The sequence below is a fragment of the Chromobacterium sp. ASV23 genome (assembly GCF_016428945.1).
In the GTDB taxonomy this organism is placed as follows: domain Bacteria; phylum Pseudomonadota; class Gammaproteobacteria; order Burkholderiales; family Chromobacteriaceae; genus Chromobacterium; species Chromobacterium sinusclupearum.
The window spans coordinates 178,399-196,535 of sequence record NZ_JAELTR010000001.1; the positions used below are offsets into that span (position 1 = coordinate 178,399).

Sequence of the window (18,137 nt, forward strand, 5' to 3'; positions counted from 1 at the left end):
AAGCCGGGCGTTCCGCCTGTTTATGGCAAGCGATACATGGCGGATCGCCCTGTGGGCATCCGCCCTACGCCTGGCATCGATGGGGGAGATGGAATGGAAATGTTGATCATCGGCCTGCTGGTCGGTTTGATGGGCGGCGGCGCGGCCTGGTTTGCCGCGCGCAGCAGGGCGGCCAGGGAGCTGGCGCAAATCAGCCAGCAGGCCGCTCAGTTAGACGCGCAATGCCAGGGATTGCGCATGCAGCTGGACGAGGCGAGGGCGCGCGAGCAGGAGGCCGTCCGCGCGCAGCAAGCGCAAGCGCAGCAACTGGCCGACAGCCAGACTCAGCTTGGCGCCTATATTGCCCGCGCCCAGCGTGTGCCGGAACTGGAGAAGCAGCTGCAGGAGCGCGAGCAGGCGCTGGTCTCGGCTCAGCGCGAGTTGCGCGAGCTGGCGTCGCAACTCGCGGCGCGTGAGGAACAGGGGCGGGTGCTGGAAGCGCTGGAGGCGCGCAGTCTGCAGCAGGGGCAGGACATCGTGCGCCTGGCCGCGCGCGAGCAGGAACTGGCCACCACGCTGCAGCAGGAGCGCCTGCAGAGCCAGGAGAAGCTGGCTTTGCTGATGGAGGCGCGGCAGACCTTGTCCGACCAGTTCAAGGCCCTGGCCGGCGACATCCTGGAGGAGAAATCCAAGCGCTTCACCGAGCAGAATCAGCAAAACCTTGGCGCGTTGCTGACGCCGCTGCACGAGCGCATCCAGAACTTCGGCAAGCTGGTGCAGGACACCTATGACAAGGACAGCAAGGAGCGGCTGACGCTGGAAACCGAGCTGAAACGCTTGCAGGAGCTGAATACGCGCCTGGGCGACGACGCGGTGGCGTTGACCAACGCGCTGACTGGCGCCAGCAGCAAGGCCCAGGGCACCTGGGGCGAAATGGTGCTGGAGAAGGTGCTGGAGACCTCTGGCCTGACCAAGGATCGCGAGTATCGGGTTCAGGTGTCGGACACGCTGGAAACCGAGGACGGCAACAAGCGTTACCAGCCGGACGTGGTGATAGACCTGCCGGAAGGCAAGCAACTGGTGGTGGACTCCAAGGTGTCCTTGAACGCCTATGTCCGCTACACCGCCGCCGACAACGACGCCGCGCGCGAGGCGGAGCTGAAAGGCCATATCGCCGCCATCCGCGCCCATATCCGCGCGTTGTCGGAAAAGCGCTACCAGGACTTGTACAAGCTGAACACGCTGGACTTCGTGTTCATGTTCATACCCGTTGAGCCGGCTTATCTGCTGGCGGTGCAGCACGATATGAGCCTGTTCAACGAGGCCTTCGAGCGCCGCATCATGATCGTCGGCCCCAGCACGCTGCTGGCCACGCTGCGCACGGTCGCCAGCATCTGGCGCTATGAGTACCAGAACCAGAACGCGCAGGAGATCGCGCGCCAGGGCGGGGCGATGTACGACAAATTCGTCGGCTTCGTCGGCAATATGGAAAAGCTGGGCAAGCAGCTGGATGCCGGTCGCGACACCTTTGCCGATGCGATGAAACAGCTGTCCAGCGGCCGCGGCAACTTGATGACCAGCGCGGAAAAACTGCGCAAGCTGGGCATACGCAACAACAAGCAGCTGACCGCCCCGCTGCAGCTGGAAGACGATGGCGACGAGTAGGTTGTATTGCCCATGTCATGCTTGCGGAAGTTCGCTAAGATGAATGCTTTTGAGCAAACAGGCGATGGCGCATGAGCAAGATACGGGTGGGTTTGATTTTTGGCGGGCAGTCGTCCGAGCATGAGGTGTCGCTGCAGTCGGCCAGAAACATTCTGGATGCGCTGGATAAAGACAAGTTTGAAGCATCGCTGATCGGCATCGACAAACACGGGCAATGGCATGTCAGCCAGCCGGCCAATTTCCTGCTGAATGCTGATGACCCGGCGCGGATCGCGCTGCGCCAGTCCGGTGATGGCGTAGCCCTGGTGCCGGGACAGAGCGAGCAGCAACTGGTGGCCGCCGCCGACGCGCATCCGCTGGCGCAGATCGACGTGGCGTTTCCCATTGTTCACGGCACCTTGGGTGAAGATGGTTCGCTGCAAGGCTTGTTGACCATGGCCAATATCCCCTTCGTCGGCGCGGATGTGCTCGGTTCAGCCATCTGCATGGACAAGGACGTGGCCAAGCGGCTGCTGCGGGATGCCGGCCTCAAGGTGGCGCCGTTCGTCACGCTGACGCGAACCCGCGCGGCCCAGGCGGATTTCGCCGCCATCGTCGCTCAACTGGGGCTGCCGCTGTTCGTCAAGCCTGCCAATCAGGGCTCGTCCGTCGGCGTGAGCAAGGTGCGCAACGAGGACGAGTTTCATGCGGCGCTGGCGCACGCGCTGCGCTTTGATCACAAGGTGCTGGTGGAGCAGGCCGTGACGGGCCGCGAGATTGAGTGCGCGGTATTGGGCAATGCCCATCCGCAGGCCAGCGGCTGCGGCGAGATCGCGCTGAACGATGAGTTCTATGCCTACGACACCAAGTATCTGAACGAAGACGGCGCCCGAGTGGTGGTGCCGGCCGATATCCCGGATCAAGCCTGCCAGCGTATCCGCCGCATTGCCGTTGAGGCCTTCCAGGCGCTGGAGTGCAGCGGCATGGCACGCGTCGATGTGTTCCTGACGCCGGATGGCGAGGTGGTGATCAACGAGTTGAACACCTTGCCCGGCTTCACCAATATCAGCATGTACCCTAAGCTATGGCAGGCCGCCGGCTTGTCTTACCGCGATCTGATCAGCGCCCTGATCGAGCTGGCCTTGGAAAAAGGCAGGCAGGACGCGGCATTGTGCCGCAGCGCGGAGCTGCCGATGTGAGCGCTTGTTTTTAGATTTTCAGACAATCTTATCTATATTTGTTTACACGAGGGGTGGTGCTGGGTAGAATCTCGCCGCTTCAATTGGCGAGTTGTATGCGCCGCCCGCGGGCGGCGCTTTGCATATGCCATCTGTCCCGTTCGCCGCGCTCCAGGGAGCTTAACGGCGCGACGCGTGCCTCGTTGAAGCGCCGGTTCGACCCGGTCGGCCGGCAGTCCATCTCAAAACTACTACTAGAAAAGTTGATGAAAATGACATTTGCGATCAAGACCGCAGCTTGCGCCGTAGCCGCAGCTCTGGTGGCCGGCCCGGCGCTGGCCAAGGACTTCTCCGTTGCCGTGGTCTACGACCAGGCCGGCAAGTTCGACAAGAGCTTCAACGAAGCCGCCTACACCGGCGCGGAACGCTTCAAGAAAGAGTTCAAGATTGATTACCGCGAAGGTCAGCCCACCAACGACGCGCAGAAGGACCAAGTGCTGCGCAATATGGCGCGCAAAGGCGCCGATCTGGTAGTGGCCGTCGGCTTCGCTTACACCCAGTCCATCGAGACCGTGGCCAAGGAATTCCCCAACACCAAGTTCACACTGGTGGATGCCGTGGCCAAGGGTCCCAATGTGCAGAGCATCGCCTTCAAGGAGCAGGAAGGCTCCTTCCTGGTCGGCATGGCCGCCGCGCTGAAGTCCAAAACCGGCAAGGTAGGCTACCTGGGCGGCATGGATGTGCCGCTGATCCGCGCCTTTGGCTGCGGTTACGCGCAGGGCGCCCGCTATGTGAATCCGAAGGCCGTCGTCCTGCAGAACATGCTGGGCACCACCCATACTGCTTTCAACGATCCGTCCCGCGGCAACGAACTGGCCAAGAGCCAGTTTGATCGCGGCGCCGACGTGATTTTCGCCGCCGCCGCGCTGTCCAATGTGGGCGTGATCCAGGCCGCCAAGGGCGCCGGCAAGTTCTACATCGGCGTGGACAGCAATCAGAACTACATGCAACCGGGCACGGTGCTGACCTCCATGGTCAAACGCGTCGACAACGCCGTGTATGAAACCATGCGCGACGCCAAGAACGGCACCTGGAAGCCCAGCGTCAAGCTGATGGGCCTGAAGGAAAACGGCGTGGATTGGGCTTTGGACAAGTACAACCGCGCGCTGATCACGCCGGAAATGGAAAAGAAGATCGTTGCCGCACGCCAGGACATCGTCGCCGGCAAGATCAAGGTGGTGGACTACCGCGCCAACAACAGCTGCCCGGTCAACTGATAATCGGTAGCCGCGTCAGACAAATAGCCTCGAAATAGCCTCGAGAGAGGCAATGCCGTTCACTGAAGCAAGTGAGCGGCATTTTTTTTGACGCGTCGCGTTAGCCGTGAGGACCATTTCCATGGTGTTTCTGCCCGTCAGGCGGGCCAAGGGGATTTGCCGGGTGCAAGCGGCTTTATTTTAAATGCATTTTGTTGTCGGGGTGGGTGGTCGTTTGTCGTTTTCACTGCGCACGGTCTGCAACAGGAGTGATATGATTTTACCCATGAAAACGTCATCTCATTCTTCCTGCCCCTTTCATGCTGGCGGTCAGCCGCCTGTTCCTACTCAGCATCCGATTGGCCGCTGGCCGCCCGGACCGAAGTCTGGCTTGACCGGCTGGGGCTGCTTGGGCAGATGTCGCGCGATTTGATGGGCACGCTCGCGGGGTGGCAGCGCGAGTTCGGCGACTTGGTGCATGTGCGGACCTGGCCCGAGCATCAAATCATTGTGGCCGATCCGCAATTGGCGCGGGAGCTGCTGGTCAATCAGGCCGATGCGCTGCAGCGCTGGGAGCGCGCCTTGAGCGTGTACCGGCGGGTGCACGGCCACAGCGTGCTGATCGCGGAAGGCCAGGCCTGGCGCGATAAGCGGCAGGCTCTGCAACCGGATTTCACGCGCAAATCCGTTCAGGCTTTTTCTCCGTCGATCGTCGAGGCGGCGCGCCTCGCTTTCGAGCAATGGCCGGCGGGCGACAAGGCCTGGCCCATCGAGAGCGAACTGACCTCGCTGACGATGGAGGTGATTCTCCGCATGATGTTCTCCAGCGGCATGGGCGATGAGGCCCAGCAGGCGGAGGAGGCGGTGCATACCTTGATGGTGGCCTCCACCGCCGAATTATGGCGGCCGGCCAGCTTGCCGGATTGGGTGCCGTGGCAGCATAAAAGACGCCGCGCGCGCCTGCTGCTGAATAGATTGATCGAACGGCACTTGCAGGCCCGGCTGGCTATGCCGCAGGACGCCTGGCCGGATGATTTGCTGGGCCGGCTGCTGCGCCTGCATCGAGAGCATCCGCAAGACTGGTCTTTGCAAGCGGTGCGGGACGAGTGCAAGACGGCTTTTCTGGCTGGACATGAAACCGTTGCCGCCTCACTTGTCTGGTGGTCATGGAGCATGGCTGCCCACTCGGAGATTCAGGACCGGGCACGCGCCGAGGCGCAGGCGGCCTGGCCTGGCGCGGAAGACGACGCGGTGGAGATGTCCGCTCTGCAATACGTGAGCCAGACGCTTCTGGAGTCCATGCGCTTGCATCCGGCGGTGCCGTTGCTGATGAGCCGGCGCGCAGTCAAGCCGGTAACGCTGGGGGCGTGGACTTTTCCGGCCAGAACGGTCTTTATGGTGCCCATGCAATTGATGCAGCATGACGCGCGCTGGTTTCCGGAGCCGCTGGCCTATCGTCCGGAGCGATTCGATCCGGATGCGGCCAAGCCGCCGCTGGGGGCTTACCTCCCCTTTGGCGGCGGGCCGCGCGTGTGTCTTGGCCAGCATCTGGCTTTGGCGGAGATGACGCTGGTGGCGGCGCAGCTATTGCGTCGTTACCGACTGTCCATGCCCGATGGCGCGTTGCCGCCTAAGCCGGTGTTCCATGTGTCGCAACGGCCTGATCAGCCATTGAGGCTGCATATCGAGCGGGCATGAGGAATTCGATGCCTGCGCGGCAGCGGGGAGGCATTCACCGTTGCTGGCCATGGCGGATGGTGTCATTGCAGCTGATGGCATGTAATGATTGAATTGACTTGAGCATTTCCATTTTTGAAAATGCCAAGCCAAATCCAATTGGCATTGCAGGCTGGCGCGTCAGGCGGGTGATCGGCAATATGTGCAGCGGCAAAACCGCTTCTGTATTGCCGTTGCTATCTTGAAGATTATTTTTCTTATATCGCGGTAATGAAGGACTCGCCTTGATAGCTTGCTGTGGCGATGCCATAGGCCGAGCGGAAAGTCACCAGAAAGCGGCGGCCAATTTGCTTGATGGACAGCACTTCAAAAAGGACGGTGGCATTGTCCAGGTGTTGGGTGATTTTGTCGCCCTGTTTTAGTTCTTGGATTTTCATTTTATATTTCCTGCGGGCCATATTGATGGCCCTTGATAATGATCCTCGCGAAAAGCATGGTGAGAAATGCCATGGCTATGGCTTATGGAATCGGATTCCATATGGGATCGAGTAATGGTCCCTTGCTGCTTCAATCTATCTTTGGATAATCGATGTATTGTCGCTGCGGCATCTTGTTTTTATAACGGTAGACGAGAGCGACATTGGGTTGCAGCAAGTGCTGAGCCAGCTGCTGCATGAAAGACAAGATGTGGTGTTGAGACTATTCAAATCTCAGCGCCATTATTGTTTTGATAGAATTTCAAACGAAATTCACAGGCAGGAACAAGGCGGGTACTTGGTCCGATGATCAACTCCATTACAGAGAATGTCAGCGGACGGATTTGTGAAGCTTGTCTTGTTAGAAAGGTACACAATTTTCCGATTATCAAGGAAAAAATCTCACTTGTCAATATGGTGCTGCCAGAAGCGGTGATCCGGCAGAGCTTCAGGCGGATTTGTTACGCGCCTTTAACGGCAATTCTTCGTTGCTTCGCACTGGCAAAGCGTGCCATGCCAGTGCGGTGTGCCTCGCTTCGTCGCGAGATCCGCGCCGGCGCGACCGCTCAGCAAACATCAGCCGCCGCCAGCGGCAGACAGAACACGATGAAACGCCCGGCCGCGCCATGGCCGGAAACGCCTTGGCAATCCACTTGATTGAAGCGGCCGCGCGTTTCGCCGTCCACGACTTCCGGGGTGCCCATGTCCACATGGCGGGACAGGTGGGTCAGATACGGCGTGATCTTGCCGACGATGGTATTGGCGATTTCCGCGCCCACGCTGTCGGCGAGTCCGGCGATCTCCTCATCCGCGCAGTCCGGCTCAAAGCGCCGCGTCATTTCCAGCAGCAGCGGACGGTCAACTGAAATGCCCATGGCGATGTCGACGCCGCTGCGCAATGGCACCATGGCGGTGAATTCCAGCAGGTCCGCGGCAGCCAGTTGACGACTGTCGCCATCCAGCGCCACGGCCATTCCCAAATGGCCGCGGCAAAAATCCGCGGTAAGTTGCGCAAGCGGTTGCAGCAGCTCGCCACCGGCGCCAGCCGACCGCGGGGGATGCCGCGGCTGCAGCGCAGCTTCATAGGGCAGGATGAAGCTCATGCGGGTGCCTTGGCCTATGGAGGATTCAATGCGTAGTTCGCCGCCCAGGCGCCGCAGCTCCTGGTGCGCGGCGGACAGGCCCACGCCGCGGCCGGATACGGCGTTGGCAGCGGAGGCGGTGGACAATCCATCTGCAAGCACCAGCCTCAGCGCTTCCTGATCGTTCATATTGTCAGCGTCGGCGATGCTGATCAGACCCTTGTCGATGGCGGCGGCGCGCACCGCGGCCGGGTCCATGCCTTGCCCGTCATCCGTAATGGCGATCGTCAGCGTCTCGGCCGATGCCAAGATGTGGCAGCGTATGACGGCAAGTTCGCTTTTATCGGCCAGCAGGCGGGTATCGGCGTCTTCTATGCCGTGGTCAACCGCATTGCGGAACACATGGATCAGCGTTTTGCAGAATGCGCCGTAGCGCAGTGGGTCCACCAGGGGATCGTCGCCCTCGCACGCCAGCGGGGCCAATGGCTTGCCTTGCCGCAAGGCGAGCTGTTCTGCCGCCTTGAAATGCGGCGCGATCATCCGGCTGATAGGCACGAAGCGCAATTGCCGGACCAGCGCGGCCAGGCGGGAGTCTGGCCCGCAGGTCTGGCGCACCTCGGCTTCCAGGCCATCCAAAACCGGAGCGGGCACCTGGATCAGACGCTCTGCATCAAGATAATCGGGGCCGAGTTTTTCGCGCAGCACGGCCAAGTCCGCCTCCAGCGCCGCGCCCAGGTCGGTCTGGCCCAGGGCGAGCTTGATGTCGTTGACGTCCACCTCCCGCTCCCGCAACGGATTCAGGCGGGACTCCAGCTCATGCAGGGCGCGCGGCAGAGTGGGCAGGCAGGCTTGAGCGAACAGGCCTTTAAAGGTATGGACGCGGCGAAACAGCTCGGCGAGCAAGGCCTTGGCATCGGGTTGGAAGTTCAGCAGATTGGGCAGCGCGCAGCGTCGGAAGTCATCGTAGTCGCGCAGCATTTCCAGCAGGTCATCGCGATTTTCCAGCGCGTTGACGATGAAAGCCAGCCGCAATTGCTCGCTGACCAGGCGGGCTTGCAGCTTTTTCTGGGCGCTGACGTCAGTGAGGATCAGCATCATCTGATCGCCGCTCAGCAAACGGTATTCCGCTCGGAGAAATTGCTCGCCCAACTGATATTCCGCAGGCAATAGATTGAGATAGGCGTCGCGGCGCAAGTCGTTGTCAGCGCTGTCTAGGGCCAGGCGCAAGGTCTTGGCGACGAATTCGCGCTGCCCGGCGTCGTCAGGCGCCAGCAGCTCGGGCAGCGGCAAACCCTGGATTTCGCGGCCGAAGATGCGGGTGCATTCGCGGCTGTAGCCCGGGTGGATGCGCAGATCCGCGCCGAAGGACAGGAAGCCCTGCCCGGAGTTGTCCAGCAATCGGGCGACTTCTTCGCTCTTTTGCAACAAATCGCTCGTGCGTTGCCGCACGCGAGACTCCAACGCCTCTACCTGGCCGGCCAGCGCTTGGCGACTGGATTCCAGACTCAGCGCCAACTGGCCGATCTCGTCCTCGCTGGCGCAGGCAATCGGGTCGGTCAGATTGCCTTGTTTCAGCGCCAGCGCGGCGCGGGCCAGATCGAGTATCGGTTTGGTTAGCCGCTCCGAGTAGACTATGGCGCCTAGCGTGCCGATGGCCAGAGCAAGCAGGCCAAACAGGCCGGAATACAGAATCAGCTGGGCGATGGGTTCCCGAATGTCATTGCTGGAAGCGACGCCGATCAGGGTCAGCGGCCCGGCTTGCAGCGGGCGGTGGCGGATGACCAGAGAGCGGAATTGCTCGGGCAGATCGGCGGCGCGCCGCAGCTGTGACGTGACGGCATGGAAATCGGCAAGCGATTCCGCATTGCCATCGATGCGGGTGGGGACCGCGATGCCGCCATCCGGCAGCGAGGCGGCGATGGCGACGAAGCCATGGCCGCCGATATGCATTCTTTCGAACAATGCCCGCTGCACTTGGTCCAGGTCCAGCACCAGCGCGATGAATGCGCCCTGCAAGGCCGCGCCTTCCTTGAGCAGCGGGCGCTTGAGCACCAGGGCGTAGCGGTCCGATCCGCCATCCAGCAGCTTCAGGTTCAGGACGGAGACCCCGCCATCCGGCAGGCCGCGCAGCCAGCTTGCGACGGCGCGGGCGCCGGGAGTGGACTGGAGGGTGCCGCTGTCGTCATAGACCAGCTGATTGTTTCGCAGCAGCAGGATGTGCGCGATCCAAGGCTCGTGCGCCCGCGCGCCCGCGAAATAGTTGCGCAGACTGGGCGCAAACACCGCCGCAAGGGCGGGATCGTTGAACATGGCTTCGGACAGCGGATTGGCGGCCCACAGGTTCAGATTCGATTCGCGCACGGCGAGGAAGTTGGACATCAAGGCGGCGCTCTGTTCCAAGCCTTGCGCCAGTTGGCGTTCCGACGCTTGGCGCAGCATGCTGGCCGCGGCCATGGCGATGACCAGCGTCAGCGCCCAAACCACCCCTACCACGATGAGGCAGGTCATCGCGATCAATCTGGCGCGGATGGAGTGGCGTAGCCGGGCGCGTAGCGCATGGATCAGGAAGGGCATGGTTTATTCGGTAGAATTCACCAGGGTGATCAGTTTGTTCAGGCTCAGGCCATAGTAGCGAGTCCATATCCGATTCAGGTCGGAGTGTTCGGATTTTCGCTGTTGCGCGAAAAAATCCGCCACGGCTGCCTGCAGATCCTTGTCCTCCTTGCGCATGCCCCAGCCTATCTCGTCCTTGCCGCCCACCGGGAACGCCACATAGGCGTGTTTGAACTGATGGCGGGTGCTCCAGATGGCGATATCGGAATCCAGCAGCGTGAAATCCACTTGGCCATCGTCTACCGCGCGCAGGCTGTCCTCCACGCTCATCAATTGCAGGCGCACCGGATTGGCGCGGTAACGCGATACGTTCTGTTCCAGCAGCCAGGTGTAATAAGTGCTGTTCTTCAGGACTGCGGCGCGCCTGCCGGCCAATTGATCCGCGGACAGCAGCCTGCCTTGCTGCGAAGCGTGCGCCACCACCATCAGCCGGCTGGAGAACAAGGTGACAAAGTCCATTTTCTTCAGACGCCATGCATTCTTGGTCAATCGGTTGGGGAAGACGTCGCAGCTGCCATCGGCCAGCAGCTTGGGGGTGTAGCTGGCTTCCCGGTCGGTTTGATCATGCTGGTTGAAGAACTGCTCATCCCATTCCACGCGCAGCGTTCTCAGCCGGATGGCTTTGCCCAGATAACGGGAGAAGGTTTGCACTTCATCGTATACCGGCCCAGAGAAATGGCAGTTTTCGCGGCAGGCGGGCGGTGCGGCGGTGGCGGCTGCGGGGTGGAAGGCCACGATGCAGGCGCGCAGCTCATGCGTCCTGACAATTTCCGCCAGCGAGCGAGCTGGCGCGGGCGCCGACAAGCACAACATGGCCAAGCATGCCGATGCTGGCGACAACAGGCTCAGGCGGGGACGGCGTGCCATGGCGGTATTCTCGTCTCGCCCGCGCTCAGTGCACTGCCGCCACCAGCGCGATGAAGTCGGTCAGCGAGTGCCCGTGATAACGCAGCCATATCCGGTTCAGCTCCGAATCGGGGCGCTGGCGCTGTTCGTCGAAGAATTTGGCCGCTGCGGTTTGCAAGTCCTTGTCGTCTTTGCGGAAGGCCCAGCCTATCTCGTCCTTGGGGCCCACCGGAAACGCCACGTAGGTATTCTGCAATTGATGATGGGTATGCCAGATCGCCACATCGGCATCCATCAATATGAAATCGACCTTGCCAGCATTGACCGCCTGCAGCGCTTCTTCGGAGGTCATCAATTCTATTTTGATCGGGTTGGCTGAGAATGTGCTTCGGTTCTGCTCCTGCAGCCAGGTGTGGTAGGACGTGTCCTTGGTTGTGGCGGCGCGCAGACCAGCCAGTTGCGCGCTGCCATGCAGCCGTTCGCGCAGGCTGGCATTGGCGACCACCATCATGCGGCTGGGAAACATGGTGACGAAATCGAGCTTTTTCAGCCGCCAGGCTGTCTTGGTGAGGTGGTTGGGGTAGAGGTCGCAAGCGCCCGAGGCCATCAGTTGCGGGGTATAGCTGGCTTCCAGCTCGGTCTTGCCGGTCTTGTCAAAGAACTGTTCATCCCATCCCACGCGCAACGCCTTGATCCGCATGTCCTTGCCCAGGTAGTGCGTGAAAGCCAGCGCCTCTTCATAGACAGGGCCGGAAAAAACGCACTGTTCGCGGCAATCCTTGGGCGTGGCCTGCGCCACCGCGGGGTGAAGCGGCGCAATGCAGACTCTGAGCTGATGGGTTTTGAGGATGTCCGCCAGGGGGCGCGCCTGCGCGGGCAGGGCCAGCAGGCAAGCGGCCAGCAGCGCAGAGGCGCGACGCAGAGCGGGGGTAAGCAAGTCAACAGGCGGTTTCATGGGGCCATCCTCTGAGGGGCGCGGCGTCGTGCTCAATCGTCCCGGAATACCTTGTTCAGCACATCCTCCACCTTGTCCTTCTCGATAGGCTTGCAGATGAAGTACTTGGCGCCGGCGGCGATGGCATCCACCACCGTGCTTTCCTGGCCATGGGCGGTAATGATGATGACCGGTTTGTCTGGTTGCTCCAGCAGGATATGGCGGGTGGCTTCCAGCCCGCCCATTTCCGGCATCTGGATGTCCATGGTGATGGCATCCGGCCGCAGCGATCTGGCTTTGTCTATCGCCTCCAGCCCGTTGGCGGCGGAGCCGACAACCTGATGGCCGAGGGATTCCAGAATCAGGCTCAGTCGTTTGACCACGGCGGGGGAGTCGTCGACGATCAGGAAGCTTTTCTTGCGCATGCCTCGTTTTCCAAAGATAGGGCCTGGCTAGGCCAGGGCCTCGACGCGATTTCGCCCATTGGCCTTCGCCAGATACAGCGCCTGGTCCGCGCGCGCCACCAGGTCCTTGATGTTTTCGTCCGGCCGGATCTGCGCGATGCCGAAACTGGCCGTCTTGTGGCCTACCGCGGGGAAGACGTAGGCGGAAATGGTCGCGCGCAGTTTCTCCGCCAATTGCGAGGCATTGTCCAGCCCGGTTTCCGGCAGGATGGCCAGGAACTCCTCGCCGCCCCAGCGGCCCAGCGTGTCGGTAGCGCGGATATTGGACTGCAGCAGGCGGGCGAGATCGATCAGCACCGCGTCGCCGGCCGGATGGCCATAGGTGTCGTTGACCTGCTTGAACTGGTCGCAGTCGGCCAGCAGTACCGAAAACGGCTTGCCATAGCGGCGAAAGCGCTGGAATTCGCTGGTGATCACCTGATCTAGCTGGTAGCGGTTGTACAGGCTGGTGAGCCGGTCCGTGCGGGCCGAGATTTCCAGTTCGCGATTTTTGAAGGCCAGCGTGGCATGAGCCTCGGTCAGATCTTTCTGCAGCCGCTTCAACGCGTTGATTTCGCTGAGCACGAACACGATCTTGGGCGATCCGTCTATCCAGGCGATCTGGCGCTGCTGGACGTGATACCAGTTTTCGGATTCATCGTCGTAGTACTCGGATTGCAGAGGCGGCGGCGCCGCTTCGGCGCCGTGCTGCTGGTTGTAGCCGATGAAATGGTGCGCCCCGCCTGCGCCGGAGAATTGCTCGGCGAAGCGGCGGCCCACGCAGTCTGCCCCCAGTGTGTCCCGCATGTATTGATTGGCGTAGACGATGGTGCCGTCGCCTTGATCCACCACGAAGATCAGGTTGGCAAGGTCATAGACGACGGTCAGCAGAAAACGGTCGAAGTCCTGCATGGCGAATTCCGAGTGACTCCATGGTGCCCTAGAACATGGCTTCACTATAGGCAACAGATCAAAAGTATGGCTGGGAAGCGCATCCTCCGCTTGGCACGTAGCGCGCGAGGATGGACATGGGCAGTAGAGGCGGGTGACGAATGAGATATGCTCATGAATAAATGCTAAATGATATTTTGTTGCATTAAAGTAACAACTCAAGAAGTTGGGTGGCGGGATTCGGACAGTTTTCCCCACAAATTGTGCTTTTGCTTCTAGTATTAGACTTTGTTAATAATTGTTTCAAAAGTAAATTTGTATGAATAAGAAGACAGCACCCTTCCTGATAACGGTACTCACCCTGGCATTGACGGCTTGCGGCGGAGGAGGGGGTGGCGGCTCCGATTCCCGCCAAGACGGCGGGTCTGGCGCGGCTGTTTCTCAGCAGGGCATGCCGCCGCTTGCCGCCGCAGAGGCGGCATCGGGGGAAATCGTTTGCATGGGCAATCGCTGCCAGTTGCCCAAAGAAGCGATCGCTGCGCCGGGAGGCTCCATCTACCGATTTCACAACGCCTCGAACGATGAGCAGGAACTGGTGGTGTCGGGCCTTGCGTCTGCAATGTGGCAGGCGGCTTTTGCATAGGTAAGTGGCGCGGGCGTGCCGACAGCGTGGGAGAGGCAAATCGTGACAGCTTCATGACATTTGTTTAGTATTTGCCCACACCTGTCCCAATGCAAAGCTGTCATGTCCGAAGCAAAAAGCCTTACCTTGCCGGAGGCGGTGCCTGCTTCCAAAGAGGGTTCGCCCCGCCGCTCCTTATGGGCCGCCTGCGGCGCGCATGCCGTCCACGATGGTCTGACCGACCTGATCTATGTGCTGCTGCCGATCTGGCAGGCGCAGTTCGCCATCAGCTACGCCATGGTGGGACTGCTGCGTGGCAGCTATTCCGGCATGATGGCAGGGTTCCAGCTCTTGGCCAGCCGGCTGGCGCGGCGTTGGGGACGCAAGCGGCTGCTGGTCGGCGGTACGGCCTTGGCCGGTGTCGCTTATCTGCTTGCCGGGCAGGCCGGTGGCCTGGCGATGTTGTTGCCCGCGTTGATGCTGGGCGGACTAGGCGCCAGTGCGCAGCATCCGTTGGCGTCGTCGCTGGTGGCCGACAGCCATGAGGCCGGGGGAGGCGTCAGGCAAGCGCTGGCGCAGTACAACTTTGCCGGCGATATCGGCAAGATGCTGATCCCCGCCGTGGCGGGGCTGCTGCTGACAGTGGCGAGCTGGCGTCTGAGCGTGACGCTGGCCGGCCTGTTGGGCTTGGCCGCGGCGGTCGCGCTATGGTGCTTGGTGCCGGCCACGCCGAGCGTCGCCGCCGGCAAGGAAAAACCGGACAAGGCTGCTGGCCCGGGATCGGCCGGCGGGTTGCGCGCGCTGCTGGCCACCGGCGCCATTGATAGCGCGGTGCGCATGGGCTTCCTGACTTTCTTGCCCTTTGTGCTGAAAAGCAAGGGCGCCGGCAGCGCCGGCATTGGCCTCGCCTTGTCGTTGCTGTTCGTCGGCGGGGCGTTCGGCAAACTGTTTTGCGGCTATCTGGGCGCGCGCATCGGCATGATGAAAACCGTGTGGCTGACCGAGTCCATGACCTCGCTGCTGATCATGGCCGCTCTGGCCTTGCCGCTGGCGGGCGTGATGGCGATGTTGCCGTTGCTGGGCCTGGCGCTGAATGGCACTTCGTCGGTGTTGTATGGCACGGTGGCGGAACTGGCCGGCGCCGGCCGGCGCGAGCACGCCTTCGCCTTGTTCTACACCGGCACCATAGGCGGCGGGGCGCTGTCGCCGGCGCTGTTTGGCCGCCTGGGCGACGCGGCCGGGGTGACTGCGGCGTTGCTGGCCTTGGCGGCTATTCTGCTGCTGACCCTGCCGCTGTCTTGGCGAGTGCAGCAAGGATTGGATGCGCACTAGGGGCGGTGGATTCGAAACAGGCGAAAACGCAAAACGCCGCCAACTGTAATGGTCGGCGGCGTTTTGCTTGCCTGGCAAAGCGTCAGGCGTCCAGCCCGTCGCGCACCATCTGCGCGGCGCGCAGCACGGCGCGGGCTTTGTTCTGCGTTTCCTGCCATTCCGATTGCGGGACGGAGTCGGCGACGATGCCTGCGCCGGACTGGACGTATAGCATGCCGTTCTTCAGCACCGCGGTGCGGATGGCGATGGCCAGGTCCATATCGCCGTTGAAGCCCAGGTATCCCACGGCGCCGCCATAGATGCCGCGCTTGGTCGGCTCGAACTCGTCGATGATCTGCATCGCCCGCACCTTGGGCGCGCCGGACAGCGTGCCGGCCGGGAAGGTGGCCTTGATCACGTCGATATTGCTGATCTGTCTATCCACCGTGCCTTCCACATTGGACACGATGTGCATGACGTGGGAGTAGCGCTCGATGGCCATATTGTCGGTGATCTTCACCGTGCCGATGTCCGCCACGCGGCCGATGTCGTTGCGGCCCAGGTCCATCAGCATCACGTGTTCGGCGATTTCCTTCGGGTCCGCCAGCAGCTCGGCGGCCAGGGCTTCGTCCTGCTCGCGAGTCTGGCCGCGCGGGCGGGTGCCGGCGATGGGGCGCACCGTCACGGTTTCGCCGTCGCGGCGCACCAGGATTTCCGGCGACGCGCCTACCACGTGGAAATCGTCAAAGTGGTAGAAGAACATATACGGCGACGGGTTCAGATTGCGCAACGCCCGATACAGCGCGATGGGCGAGCCGCCGAACGGCTGCTGCATGCGCTGGGCCAGCACCACTTGCATGATGTCGCCGTCGTGGATGTAGCGCTGACAGGCGGTAACGGCCTCCTTGAAGGCGTCTTCGCCGTATTCGGACACCGCTTCGACGTTTCCGTCCAGCGGCAGCGACAGCGGAATGGCCAGCGGCTCGCGCAGCATGGCGCGCAGCTGAGCCAGCCGCGTTTGCGCTTTTTGCAAGGCGTTGGGGACTTCCGGGTCGGCGTACACCACCAGGTAGAGCTTGCCGGACAGATTGTCCACCACGGCGATTTCCTCGGACAGCATCAGCAGGATGTCCGGCGTGCCTACCGGGTCCGGCTTCTGGGTGTCCGCCAGCCGTTTCTCCACGTAGCGTATGGTGTCGTAGCCGAAATAACCAACCAAGCCGCCGGAGTAGCGCGGCAGGCCGGGCAGCTCGGGGATGCGGAAACGGTTCTGGAATTGTTCGATGAAGGCCAGCGGGTCGCCATCGTGGCGCTCGATCACCTTGTCGCCGCACTCTACCTGCACCCGGCGGCCATTGACGCGCAAGCGGGTGTCGGCCGGCAGGCCGACGATGGAGTAGCGGCCGTGGCGCTCGCCGCCCACCACCGACTCCATCAGGTAGCTGTAGGGGCGGTTGGCCAGCTTCAGGTAGATGGACAGCGGGCTGTCCAGGTCGGCCAGCAGCTCCTGGACCACGGGGATGCGGTTGTAGCCGGCGGCGGCCAGGTGATCAAAGTCTTGCGCGTGCATGGAATTCTTCCTTGAGAGTGTCAGTTGGGGCGCGGGCGTGCGAAGCGTAGTGCGGGCGACGCCATCGCCAGCTGGCGGGGCAGGGAAGAAAAGCCATGGATGCGTGCATTCCTTTTAGCGTTGAAGCGGATCAGTCATTCTTCATCAAATCGTACAGCTCGGCAACACTGTCCACCGCCAGGTCGGCGCCCAGCGTGGAGGCGTCGGCATAACCGTAGCGGACAGCGATGGCGGTGCTGCCTGCCGCGCGCGCGGCCGCCACGTCGTTGGCGGAGTCGCCCACCATGGCCAGGTCCTGCGGCGGGATGCCCAGCACCTGGCAGGCGTGCAGCAGCGGCAGGGCGGACGGTTTTTTCTCCGGCAGCGTGTCGCCGCCCAGGATCAGGCTGAAGTGGTCGCGCAGGCCCAGTTCCTCCACCAGCGGCACGGCCAGCCGTTCCGATTTATTGGTGATCAGCACCAGCGGCAACTGGCGCGCGCGCAACAGGGCGAGGCCGTCGCGCACGCCGGGGTAGACGGTGGTGTGGTCGGTCAGGTGTTCGCGGTAGTGCTGGATGAAGTAGCGGTAGCCGCGCTCCCATGCCGGGCCGTCCGCCTCGGCGTGGCGCTCGTCGGTGATGGCGCGGTGCACCAGGCTGGCGATGCCGTCGCCGACATGGCTCTGAATGCGCTCGGCAGCGAGCGGCGGCAGGCCCAGGTGTTCGCGCATGGCGTTGGCGGCATTGGCCAGATCAGGGATGGAGTCGACCAGGGTGCCGTCCAGATCAAAGGCGACGGCTTGGATATGCTTGAGATTCATGTTCTTGCTTCGTTGGCCGCGGCCTGGCGGCCGCGGCGGAGTGGTGATGGATAAGGCGCTTACAGTTCGCGGATATCGACGACTTGCAGCTGGCCGAAGGCCGGGGAGACCAGATAGTCGACGATTTGGCGGGCGGCGGCGGCCGGCGAGGCCAGCGCGCCTTCGGCCTTGTAAGCGTCGAAACGGCCCTTCTGCGGAAACTGGGCTTCATCGCTGCCGCGGATATTGCCCTGCATGTCGGTGTCCACCACGCCCGGATACAGCGCGACGATTTGCGCCGGATTGGCCTTGTCCTGCTGTTCCAGCGCCACGCAGCGGCTGAAGTGGTCCAGCCCGGCCTTGGTGGCGCAGTACACGCTCCAGCCCGGGTAGGCCTTGGCGGCGGCGCCGGAGGAGATGTTCAGGATGCGGCGGCGCGCCGGCAGATGGTCCGTCGCCGACAGCAGCGCATTGGTGGCCAGCATCGGCGCGGTGACGTTGATGGCAATCGCTTGCACCAGCTGATCGGTCGGATAGTGGCCGGCCTGGGCGATAGGGGTCACCACGCCGGCGTTGTTGATCAGCGTGATCGTCGCGCACTCGGGCAACGGCAGCTGCTGCAGCGCGGTATGCACCGCGGCGTTGGCTTGCGCGGCATCGGACAGATCGGCGTTGACGGCCAGCAAGCGCTCCGGGTGGCGGCCGGCCAGGCCTTCCAGCGCCGGGCCGGCGTTGCGGGCGATGCCGACCACGAAATAGCCGTCGTTCAACAGCGCTTCGCAGATGGCGAAGCCCAGGCCGCGGGAGGCGCCGGTGACGATGAATGCGTGCATTGCT

Annotated in this window: 16 protein-coding genes; 6 read left to right on the plus strand and 10 right to left on the minus strand. The window is 62.3% G+C overall.

All coding sequences use genetic code 11. From position 1 onward, the window contains the following. The first annotated feature begins 93 nt into the window (after nt 1-93). From rmuC to JHD59_RS00900, 4 genes are all read left to right on the plus strand, one after another. Nucleotides 94-1,644 (plus strand): DNA recombination protein RmuC, encoded by a 1,551-nt coding sequence (gene rmuC, locus JHD59_RS00885; protein ID WP_199152781.1) that lies wholly within the window; start codon nt 94-96, stop codon nt 1,642-1,644. A 71-nt stretch (nt 1,645-1,715) separates the two neighbouring features. Then, nucleotides 1,716-2,822, plus strand: coding sequence for a D-alanine--D-alanine ligase (ddlA, locus tag JHD59_RS00890; RefSeq protein ID WP_103320612.1), 1,107 nt, complete (start codon nt 1,716-1,718; stop codon nt 2,820-2,822). Between the two features lie 245 nt (nt 2,823-3,067). Continuing rightward, nucleotides 3,068-4,078 carry a BMP family protein gene (locus JHD59_RS00895; protein ID WP_083340818.1) on the plus strand — a complete coding sequence of 337 codons (1,011 nt, stop codon included), beginning with the start codon at nt 3,068-3,070 and terminating at the stop codon, nt 4,076-4,078. A gap of 396 nt (nt 4,079-4,474) precedes the next feature. Then, nucleotides 4,475-5,755 carry a cytochrome P450 gene (locus JHD59_RS00900; protein ID WP_199152782.1) on the plus strand — a complete coding sequence of 427 codons (1,281 nt, stop codon included), beginning with the start codon at nt 4,475-4,477 and terminating at the stop codon, nt 5,753-5,755. A 34-nt stretch (nt 5,756-5,789) separates the two neighbouring features. Here JHD59_RS00900 and JHD59_RS00905 read toward each other — a convergent pair whose 3' ends face one another. The 7 genes from JHD59_RS00905 to JHD59_RS00935 all read right to left on the minus strand — a co-directional run bounded on the left by JHD59_RS00905 (nt 5,790) and on the right by JHD59_RS00935 (nt 13,040). After that, nucleotides 5,790-6,044: a hypothetical protein gene (locus JHD59_RS00905; protein ID WP_199152783.1), complete on the minus strand. Its 255-nt coding sequence runs from the start codon at nt 6,042-6,044 to the stop codon at nt 5,790-5,792. Continuing rightward, on the minus strand, nt 5,992-6,171 hold the full coding sequence (locus JHD59_RS00910) for a hypothetical protein (RefSeq protein WP_103320614.1): 180 nt from the start codon (nt 6,169-6,171) through the stop codon (nt 5,992-5,994). The genes JHD59_RS00905 and JHD59_RS00910 overlap by 53 nt, the downstream gene beginning before the upstream one ends. A gap of 605 nt (nt 6,172-6,776) precedes the next feature. Beyond that, nucleotides 6,777-9,866 carry an ATP-binding protein gene (locus tag JHD59_RS00915; protein WP_199152784.1) on the minus strand — a complete coding sequence of 1,030 codons (3,090 nt, stop codon included), beginning with the start codon at nt 9,864-9,866 and terminating at the stop codon, nt 6,777-6,779. Nucleotides 9,867-9,869: 3 nt separating this feature from the next. Continuing rightward, nucleotides 9,870-10,772, minus strand: a complete 903-nt coding sequence (locus JHD59_RS00920; RefSeq protein ID WP_199152785.1) for a transporter substrate-binding domain-containing protein — start codon at nt 10,770-10,772, stop codon at nt 9,870-9,872. A 25-nt stretch (nt 10,773-10,797) separates the two neighbouring features. Beyond that, a complete protein-coding gene (locus JHD59_RS00925; protein ID WP_103320617.1) occupies nt 10,798-11,706 on the minus strand; it encodes a transporter substrate-binding domain-containing protein in 909 nt (302 codons plus the stop codon). A 32-nt stretch (nt 11,707-11,738) separates the two neighbouring features. Continuing rightward, on the minus strand, nt 11,739-12,110 hold the full coding sequence (locus JHD59_RS00930; protein WP_103320618.1) for a response regulator: 372 nt from the start codon (nt 12,108-12,110) through the stop codon (nt 11,739-11,741). Between the two features lie 27 nt (nt 12,111-12,137). After that, nucleotides 12,138-13,040: a diguanylate cyclase gene (locus JHD59_RS00935; RefSeq protein WP_199152786.1), complete on the minus strand. Its 903-nt coding sequence runs from the start codon at nt 13,038-13,040 to the stop codon at nt 12,138-12,140. 298 nt (nt 13,041-13,338) lie between these two features. On the opposite strand from JHD59_RS00935, the gene JHD59_RS00940 reads away from it, so the two are divergent. Next, complete coding sequence (locus JHD59_RS00940; RefSeq protein ID WP_199152787.1) at nt 13,339-13,662, plus strand: hypothetical protein; 324 nt, start codon at nt 13,339-13,341, stop codon at nt 13,660-13,662. 102 nt (nt 13,663-13,764) lie between these two features. Then, on the plus strand, nt 13,765-14,973 hold the full coding sequence (locus JHD59_RS00945; RefSeq protein WP_199152788.1) for an MFS transporter: 1,209 nt from the start codon (nt 13,765-13,767) through the stop codon (nt 14,971-14,973). A gap of 82 nt (nt 14,974-15,055) precedes the next feature. On the opposite strand, the gene trpE is transcribed toward JHD59_RS00945, so the two are convergent. The 3 genes from trpE to JHD59_RS00960 form a co-directional block, all read right to left on the minus strand. Beyond that, nucleotides 15,056-16,522 carry an anthranilate synthase component I gene (trpE, locus tag JHD59_RS00950; RefSeq protein WP_199152789.1) on the minus strand — a complete coding sequence of 489 codons (1,467 nt, stop codon included), beginning with the start codon at nt 16,520-16,522 and terminating at the stop codon, nt 15,056-15,058. A 130-nt stretch (nt 16,523-16,652) separates the two neighbouring features. After that, a complete protein-coding gene (locus JHD59_RS00955) occupies nt 16,653-17,321 on the minus strand; it encodes a phosphoglycolate phosphatase (protein WP_103320623.1) in 669 nt (222 codons plus the stop codon). A gap of 59 nt (nt 17,322-17,380) precedes the next feature. Then, the gene (locus tag JHD59_RS00960) at nt 17,381-18,133 is read right to left on the minus strand and encodes an SDR family oxidoreductase (RefSeq protein ID WP_199152790.1); all 753 of its coding nucleotides are present in this window, start codon (nt 18,131-18,133) and stop codon (nt 17,381-17,383) included. Nucleotides 18,134-18,137: the final 4 nt, after the last annotated feature.